General features: G+C 48.3%; 4 protein-coding genes. All 4 read left to right on the top strand.

Features of this window, described 5'->3' with window-relative positions:
• The first annotated feature begins 232 nt into the window (after nt 1–232).
• Genes frhA through frhB form a run of 4 tightly spaced genes read left to right on the top strand, consistent with a single transcriptional unit; the run spans nt 233 to nt 3,862 of the window.
• Nucleotides 233–1,600, top strand: coding sequence for a coenzyme F420 hydrogenase subunit alpha (frhA, locus tag VN429_RS03130; RefSeq protein ID WP_325629693.1), 1,368 nt, complete (start codon nt 233–235; stop codon nt 1,598–1,600).
• Between the two features lie 13 nt (nt 1,601–1,613).
• The gene (gene frhD / locus VN429_RS03135) at nt 1,614–2,168 is read left to right on the top strand and encodes a coenzyme F420-reducing hydrogenase, FrhD protein (protein ID WP_325629695.1); all 555 of its coding nucleotides are present in this window, start codon (nt 1,614–1,616) and stop codon (nt 2,166–2,168) included.
• 46 nt (nt 2,169–2,214) lie between these two features.
• Entirely contained in the window at nt 2,215–2,994 is a 780-nt protein-coding gene (gene frhG, locus VN429_RS03140; protein WP_325629699.1) for a coenzyme F420 hydrogenase subunit gamma, read from the top strand.
• Nucleotide 2,995: 1 nt separating this feature from the next.
• Entirely contained in the window at nt 2,996–3,862 is an 867-nt protein-coding gene (frhB, locus tag VN429_RS03145; RefSeq protein ID WP_325629697.1) for a coenzyme F420 hydrogenase subunit beta, read from the top strand.
• Nucleotides 3,863–4,205: the final 343 nt, after the last annotated feature.

A 4,205-nucleotide genomic window follows, 5' to 3' on the forward strand; every position in this document is an offset into this window, starting at 1 on the left:
TCAATATACAGTACCACAAGTAACATAAATAAATATCATTGATTTTACTGATGTTGATAGTTTGGCGCGGTTTCTTTAGAAATTCGGGTTTCAAATGACAAATTAGATATATTGAAGTCTCAAATCACCATTTGTCGTACACTGGTACGGTCGTACCCTCAGATCTCCTGAGGGCTCTCTCGCGATGAGTGGTATAGCACTACGAACAAACCAATAATGAAAGGCGATTCTCTTGTCCAAAGTAGTAGAAATTTCCCCAACCACAAGACATGAGGGGCATTCCAAGCTCGTACTCAAAGTCAACGATGAGGGAATTATTGAGCGTGGAGACTGGCTCAGTATAACCCCGGTTAGAGGCATGGAGAAACTGTGTATCGGTAAGACGATGCACCAAGCACCAAAGATTTCTTCCCGTGTCTGCGGTATCTGCCCGATTGCACACACCCTGGCAGGTATTGGAGCAATGGAAGCATCTATCGGCTGTGAGATTCCACAGGATGCATTCCTGCTCAGGCTGATCCTCCAGTGCGCAAATAGACTTCACAGTATTGCACTGCACGACATCCTGGCACTGCCAGATATGTACATACCCGGCACTGATGTGAAGATCAACCCATTCACTCCAGAAGAACCGGTCAGGACTGTTGCAAAGCGTATCCAGCGGCTCCGTGAGATCGGTCAGACTGTCGGCGAGATTGCTGGTGGAGAACCTGTTCACCCAAGCAACCCGCGTGTCGGTGGAATGTATTACAACATTTCCCCACAGGCAAAGCAGAAGCTCTTCGATCTCGCAAAGGAAGCACTCCCATTGGCCATCGCTCAGATGGACTTCATGATTTCTGTCTTCAAAAACTTTGAGAAGAGGGAGACCGTAACCGTTGGAAAGACTACTGTTGATTTGCCAAAGGAATTTGGATATCACAACCAGGGATACATGGCAGTTGATCCAGTATTCCAATCAACCAGTCTGGACTTTGATCCAAAGTGGGATCCAAACCGCTGGACAGATGTAACCCCCTGGGATTGGTATATGGGCGAGTGCGAAGTTTCACTTGAAGACCCAGACTACCCAATCGGTGGAACATCCAAGATCGGAACTAAGGCATGGCCACAGATGCAGGCCTGTACCTCCATTCCACTCTACGACGGTCAGCCAGTCGAAGTAGGTCCCCGTGCACGTCTGGTTCAGTTTAAGAACTTCGACCACAAGGGAGCCATGGGTCAGAACATTGCCCGTGAAATGGAATACCCAGACTGTCTGTACACTATGCTCGATGCTCTGGATGCCCTTGACTGCAATGGATCCGTCCTTGCTGATGAGATCCCACAGGGAGATGGCAGCCTCGGCTGGAACGCCAACGAAGCACCCCGTGGAACCGATGTTCACCTGGCAAAGGTCAAGGATGGAAGAGTCCAGATGTACAACCTGCTTGTACCAACCACCTGGAACTTCCCGACCTGCAGCCGGGCACTCGAAGGAGCACCCTGGCAGCTCGCAGAGGTTATTGTACGTGCCTATGACCCCTGTGTCTCCTGTGCAACCCACATGCTGGTCGTAGACGAGAACAAGAAGATCATCGCCCAGAAACTCGTCCAGTGAGAGAGTCTCACGCATGTTATTCCAGGAGATCGTGATATGCGGGTGCGGTAACCCGCTCTTTGCTGACGATGGGTTCGGCCCGGAAGTAGTAGAGGAACTGAAAAAGATCTCACTACCAGAAACGGTGAAGGTTATAGATGCAGGTCTTGGAGGACCACATTTTATCTTCACCCTGCTTGACCAGTCTGAAGAACCGGTGAAGAAAATAATCATCATTGATATTGCGGACTTTGGTGGGAATCCCGGAGAGATAACTCAGTTAACTCCTTATGATCTGCCTCCAGGCAAATACCGGGATGCCCATTCATGGGATCTTGCAGAGCCACTTCACCGACTTAAAGATAAGATCGATATCACGATCATTGGATGTCAGCCTAAACGTGTTACTGCGCCCGATTTTGAGATCGGACTCTCGGATGAGGTTGCAAGCGCGATTCCGCGAACAGTACAGTTAGTACTGAAGTTGCTGGAGGAGCATTATGGGACTACTATCGCTAATATTCGGGAAGAAGGAGAAGAAACAACCGGTAGAGGTAAAACCACCACAACCGGTGGCAGCTGCTCCTAAATCCGAGGCGAGTGTGAAACAAGAATCACATAAGGAGGAAAGACCTGTGTCTAACAAAATTACTCTCGGACATGTGCACATGAGTGGGTGTACAGGATGCTGTGTCTCTATTGCTGACACATTTCAGGGCCTGTTCACTCTGCTTGATAATTATGCAGATCTGGTATACAGCCTAACGTTGGCTGATGTCAGACACATTCCAAAGATGGATGTAGCCCTCGTTGAGGGATCTGTATGCCTGCAGGATGAACTCTCAATCGAGGAGATTAAAGAGACTCGTGAGAAGGCAACTGTAGTGGTTGCACTGGGTGGCTGTGCAGCATACGGTAACATCACCCGGTTCTGCCGCGGTGGTCAGTTTAATCAGCCACAGCACGAGTCATTCGTGCCAATTAGTGAACTCATTGACGTGGATGTATACATCCCCGGCTGTGCTCCAAACCCAGAAGTCATCAGGAATGTAGCCGTCATGGCATACCTGTTACTCAAGGGCAACGATGCACAGAAAAAATTAGCAACGGCATACCTTACTCCATTAATGGGCCTGGCAAAGAAAGGCTGTGGATCTTGCGCCTGTGGTTGTGACATCATGACTGATGTGATTAACCAGGGTCTGTGCATGGGCTGTGGAACCTGTGCCGCTTCATGTCCAGTCTTTGCCATATCCATGGAATATGGGAAGCCAAATGTTGACCGTGAGATGTGCATCAAGTGCGGTGCCTGTTACAGTTCTTGCCCACGGAGCTTCTTCAGCTTCGATGTGTGCGGCGATTACGAGAACATTCTCGGCGCAATTACTGCTGCAATGAACCCAGGAGGCAACTAACATGGATATGCTCGGCAAGTACAAATCCTGTGTTGCAGCACGCAGCACCAGCAGTGAGATTCTGAAGTCATCCCAGGATGGCGGTATTGTCACCCAGATGTTCATCTATGCTCTTGAAGAGGGCATCATCGACGGTGCAATTGTCGCAGGACCTGGAGATGAACCTTGGAAACCAGAGCCCATGGTCGCAACTACTCCTGAGGAGATACTTGCAGCCAGGGGAACCAGGTACAACATCTCACCAAATATGGCTGTCATAAAGGAGTCAGTCCGGAAGTACGGCCTTGATAAGGTCGGTATTGTCGGAACCCCCTGCCAGATGCAGGCACTCCGCAAGGCTCAGCTCTACCCGGTCGGAATGCGGTATGTCACAGACAAGATCGCTCTCGCAATGGGTATCTTTTGTATGGAGAACTTCTCCTACCAGAGCATGAAACAGATCGTTGAAGACCACTGCAATGTAGACCTACACTCACTCAAGAAGACCGATATCGGTAAGGGTAAGTACTGGGCATATACCAACCGCGGTGCAGTCTCTCAGATCCCTCTGAAAGTTACTCACAAATACGAGCAGGCAGGCTGCCATGTCTGTCTGGACTATGTCGCAAACATGGGAGACATTTCAACCGGTTCAGTTGGATCACCAGACGGATGGAGCACTGTCTTTATCCGGAGCACCAACGGTGACAACATCTGGAAGAAGGCAGTTGAAGCCGGGGTCTTTGAGATCAAGGCAATCGACAGCGTCAAACCAGGTCTGGACCTTGTGACCAAACTCGCAACCGAGAAGATCACAAAGAACCAGAAGGAACTTGAACACCGTGCAAAGATGGGTGTTAACAAGGGCCTTCGCAACCCATATATTTAAAGAACCTTTTCAGGTTCGTTAATCTTTTTTTATAATCTATATTCACCGAAATCTCATTTGTTTGGTTTCAGATAGGATAGGTAGCTGATTTTTACCTCGAACGAGAACTCATCAATTTGCGAAAAAAGTGCATTAAACCCCATGGTGATATACACAAGTAACATATTACGCAACGGAGAATAGTTTTCCCTGATCATAGAAGATATAATTCCCAGTTAGCATCATGAAATTGAATTACATCATGTCCACTATTGAATCATGCATTTTCTCCCTAACTCGAGAATACGTGAATCCCATCACTTTCAAGACAAACTAACAGGACCTTAGTTTTATATCTCTATTG

It is taken from the genome of Methanospirillum sp. (genome assembly GCF_035560735.1).
Taxonomy (GTDB): Archaea; Halobacteriota; Methanomicrobia; order Methanomicrobiales; family Methanospirillaceae; genus Methanospirillum.